This window comes from Sphingomonas sanguinis NBRC 13937, assembly GCF_001591005.1.
Taxonomy (GTDB): Bacteria; Pseudomonadota; Alphaproteobacteria; order Sphingomonadales; family Sphingomonadaceae; genus Sphingomonas; species Sphingomonas sanguinis.
The window spans coordinates 1-3562 of the sequence record NZ_BCTY01000096.1 but is presented as its reverse complement, the minus strand read 5'-3'; the positions used below and the strand labels follow the sequence as shown (position 1 = coordinate 3562).

Genomic DNA, 3562 nt, shown 5'->3' with positions numbered 1-3562 from the left:
AGGTTCTCCTCCATCCGGTCGGCGATGCGGTGCAGGATCAGCGCGCGTTCGGCGACGCTGGTGCGCCCCCAGCCGTCCTTGGCCTTGTGCGCGGCATCCAGCGCCAGCTCGACATCGGCCGCCTGGCTGCGCGCGACCTGGCAGATGACCTCCCCGTCGATGGGGGATCGGTTGTCGAACCAGCGACCGTCGACCGGATCGACCCAGCGCCCGCCGATGAAATTGGCATAACGCTGTTTGAACGGCGCGGTGCGGGCCTTGATGGCTTCCTGGATCGTCACACTCTCTCTCCTTGGTCTGTTATGGGCCAAGGCTCTGCCTGTGCGGACCTCGCGACAAGGTGATCCGCGACGAAGTGCGGACGGAGTGATGGACTTTCCGGGGCTGAGGCGTAGCATGTGTCGCACGGCGCGACGCCAAAGCTGCGCCAGTGTCGCAACTTGCGACAATAGGAGAGGATGCGGCGATGGACGGCGCCGGGATAGAGCAGGGGCGGCGAGCCTATTTCGACGAGGGGCAGTTGCCGCTGGAAAGCGTGCGCCAGCCGGTGCTGCGCTCCTGGCTGCGCTGCACCGACATGGGATTGGCACAAGGGCGGCCGTGCGGTGACGGGCCGCTGACCGAAAGCGAGTTGAATGCGCTGCGCCAGCGTCGCGAGTCGCTACGCCGCCTGTGCCGCCCGGAACTGGAGATGCTGGCGGGCGAGGCGCGCGAGACGGGCAGCGTCGTGATCCTGGCGGACGCCGACGGCATGATCCTGGACAGTATCGGCGACACCGGCTTCCTGTCGCGCGCGGCGCAGGTGGCGCTGAGGCCCGGCGTGTCCTGGACCGAGGCGAGCACCGGCACCAACGCCATCGGCACCGCCATTGCCGAGCGTCGGCCGATCGCGGTGCATGGCCCCGAACATTTCTTCGCCGAACATGCCGTGTTGAGTTGTGCCGCGACCCCGATCCTCGACCCGCGCGGGGCCATTGTCGGCGCGCTCGACATCTCCGGCCCCTCGGTCAGCGGCCACGGCCATGCGCTTGGGCTGATCCGGCTGGCGGTCGACCAGATCGAGCATCGCCTGTTCCGCAGCGGTTTCGCCGATTGCCGGGTTCTGCGGATGCATGACGATGCGGCGATGCTGGGCACGGCGCGCGAGGGTGTGCTGGTGTTCCGCGACGACCGGCTGGTGGCCGCGAACCGCCGCGGCCTGTCGCTGGTCGGGCGCAGCTGGGAGGCGCTGGACGATACGGCGCTGGGCGAGCTGGTTGATATGCAGGGCCCCACGGCGCGGGGGCGATTGCGGCTGACCAACGGCGCGACGCTGATCGGCGGCTGGGATGCCGAGGGGCGGGGCGGTATGGACCTACCGGTCGCGGCGCGTCCACTGGCCGACGACCGGGCCGAGGCGATCGATGCGGCATTGGCCGCGCATGACGGCAATGTCTCGGCGGCGGCACGGCAGCTGGGCGTTCACCGCAGTACGATTCACCGGCATCTGGCCCGCCAGCGTCTTTGACGGGCGTCAATGTCGCGGCGGCTCTTCTTCGTCACGAGGGCGGCGAAGGAGATGGCCCCGCGATGGATCGCAACCCGCCCGAAGCCCGCATCGTGCCGTTCGCGCGGCGTTGGCACGTCATCCATGAGATCGACCTGATCCGCCTGATCCGCGCGCATCGCCAGCGGCTGGCGCTCTGTACGCAGGCGGAGGAGATGGCCGATGGTCTGCCCGAACGGCCCGCCGAACCGGTCATGGCGGATTTCCTGACGGCGCTCGACTCGCTGGTGCTGGGCGGGCAGCGCGAGGAGGGGCATGACCTGCGCGTGATGCTGTCGAGCGGACGGGAGGATGCGCTGGGCCGGACGCTGCTCGATCATGTCCAGTATCGCCAGCTGGCCGATGTCGCGGCGGCGCGCGAACTGATCGCCGCCTTTGACGAAGGCGACGCCTTCGCCACGCCCGAGACGCTGGGTCATATGCTGCGCAGTTTCTTCACCGGATGCCGCCGCGCGGTCGATTTCGAGCAGCTGACCATCATCGCGTTGGCGGGTCACCGGCTGACGCCCGAGGCGCGGTCTCTGCTGATCGACGCGCTGGCCGACAGCCTGCTGGATTAAGCCGCTTCGGCGCGGGCGGCCAGGCCCTCGCGGTCGCTGATCGTGATGGCGCCGCCGCCCGGCAGGCCGATCAGGCCGCTTTGCTTCATCCGGGTCAGCTGGCGGCTGACCGTCTCGATGGTCATGCCCAGCACATCGGCGATCTGGCCGCGCGTCAGCGGCAGGTCGAAGGTCACCGGGCCGTCGCGGCTGGCCCGGCATCCGCTGGCGCCTGCCCGCGCCGCCATGTCGAGCAGGAAGCCCGCCAGCTTCTCTCCGGCCGATTTGCGCGCGAGCACCAGCATCCGCCCGCGCGCCTCGTTCAGCGATTCAAAGGTCCGCTGGAGCAGCAACCGCTCCATACGCTGGTGGTCGTCCAGCACCCGCTCGAACGCAGGCCGCGGAAAGACACAGAGTTCCGCATCGGTCAGCGCGGTCAGGGTGAAGTCGACATCGCCCGCATAGGGCTGGCCGAAGAAATCGGCCGGATAGAGCAGCCCGACCGTCTGCTCGCGCCCGTCGGCGGTGGCTGCGGTCAGCTTCAAGACGCCTGACAGCAAATTGCCGCAGATCACCGCTGCGTCGCCTGCCCAGGCGATCGCCTGGCCGCGCGCCACCTGGCGGCGCTGGCCGATGGCGTTGAGGGCGACCAGTTCCTGGTCGTTCAGGCTGCCGCACAAGGCCCGGTCGCGTACCGCGCAGTCGGCACAAACGTCGTTTGGGATCATGGCCTTGCCTTATAGCGCAGCCATGATCCCCTGTCGTCGGACGGATTGTCCTATCTGTCACTGTCTTGGCGACACGTCGTCCTCGCGCGGCAGGTGGAATTCGTGCCAGATGCCGTTGAGGATGCCGAAGCCGACCGCCAGGCCAAGGCCCAAGACCCAGGAGAAATACCACATGATCGGGCTCCTTCAGTAAAAGTCGGGGTTGGTGCGGACGGCTTCGCTGGTCACCCGGCCGAACATCACCCGGTAGGCCCAGGCGGTGTAGGCCAGCACGATCGGCAGGAAGACGACCGTGACGAACAGCATGATGCCCAGCGTCTTATGCGTGGACGAGGCGTTCCACACCGTCAGGCTGCTATGCGCGTCGATGCTGGACGGAAGGATGAAGGGGAACATCGAGCACCCGACGGTGGCGATGATCCCCGTCGCGGCCAGCGAGGAACCGGCAAAGGCCAGCGCCTCGTGCCGCCCCCGGATACCGGCCAGCGCCAGCAACGCGCCCGCAAAGCCCGCCACCGGCAGCGCCATCATCCACGGATAGGCGGCGTAGTTTTCCAGCCAGGCGCCGCCCGCCCGCTCCGCCGTCATGCGCAGCGGGTTGGAGGGCCCGAACGGATCGACCGTGCCGACCATCCGGTAACCGATATCGCCCCACGCGACGAAGGCGAAGCCGATGGCGAACAACAGGATGGAGGCGATGGCCGCGACCGTCCCGAACGCCCGTGCCCGGTCATGAACGGGGCCATGCT

6 protein-coding genes are annotated in these 3562 nt (G+C 68.5%); 2 read left to right on the top strand and 4 right to left on the bottom strand.

The window, feature by feature from the left end; all coding sequences use genetic code 11:
• Positions 1-281 (bottom strand): aldehyde dehydrogenase family protein (locus tag SSA01S_RS18630; protein WP_156477963.1); only part of this gene is annotated, 281 nt, incomplete at its 3' end.
• A 149-nt stretch (positions 282-430) separates the two neighbouring features.
• Here SSA01S_RS18630 and SSA01S_RS18625 point away from each other — a divergent pair.
• On the top strand, positions 431-1507 hold the full coding sequence (locus SSA01S_RS18625; RefSeq protein ID WP_244885713.1) for a sigma-54-dependent Fis family transcriptional regulator: 1077 nt from the start codon (positions 431-433) through the stop codon (positions 1505-1507).
• A gap of 62 nt (positions 1508-1569) precedes the next feature.
• The gene (locus SSA01S_RS18620; protein ID WP_061781586.1) at positions 1570-2106 is read left to right on the top strand and encodes a hypothetical protein; all 537 of its coding nucleotides are present in this window, start codon (positions 1570-1572) and stop codon (positions 2104-2106) included.
• On the opposite strand, the gene SSA01S_RS18615 is transcribed toward SSA01S_RS18620, so the two are convergent.
• From SSA01S_RS18615 to cydB, 3 genes are all read right to left on the bottom strand, one after another.
• Positions 2103-2813: a Crp/Fnr family transcriptional regulator gene (locus SSA01S_RS18615; RefSeq protein ID WP_061781585.1), complete on the bottom strand. Its 711-nt coding sequence runs from the start codon at positions 2811-2813 to the stop codon at positions 2103-2105. The two genes, SSA01S_RS18620 and SSA01S_RS18615, sit on opposite strands and share 4 nt — an antisense overlap.
• Before the next feature lie 57 nt (positions 2814-2870).
• Entirely contained in the window at positions 2871-2987 is a 117-nt protein-coding gene (gene cydX / locus SSA01S_RS19350) for a cytochrome bd-I oxidase subunit CydX (protein WP_082795195.1), read from the bottom strand.
• A gap of 12 nt (positions 2988-2999) precedes the next feature.
• Positions 3000-3562 (bottom strand): cytochrome d ubiquinol oxidase subunit II (cydB, locus tag SSA01S_RS18610; RefSeq protein WP_082795194.1); only part of this gene is annotated, 563 nt, incomplete at its 5' end.

What these genes read in the sequence shown, in the direction of transcription:
- SSA01S_RS18620 (WP_061781586.1), top strand. Translation starts at nt 1,570, where the DNA reads ATGGATCGCAACCCGCCCGAAGCCCGCATCGTGCCGTTCGCGCGGCGT.
- cydX (WP_082795195.1), bottom strand. Translation starts at nt 2,987, where the DNA reads ATGTGGTATTTCTCCTGGGTCTTGGGCCTTGGCCTGGCGGTCGGCTTC.
- SSA01S_RS18615 (WP_061781585.1), bottom strand. Translation starts at nt 2,813, where the DNA reads ATGATCCCAAACGACGTTTGTGCCGACTGCGCGGTACGCGACCGGGCC.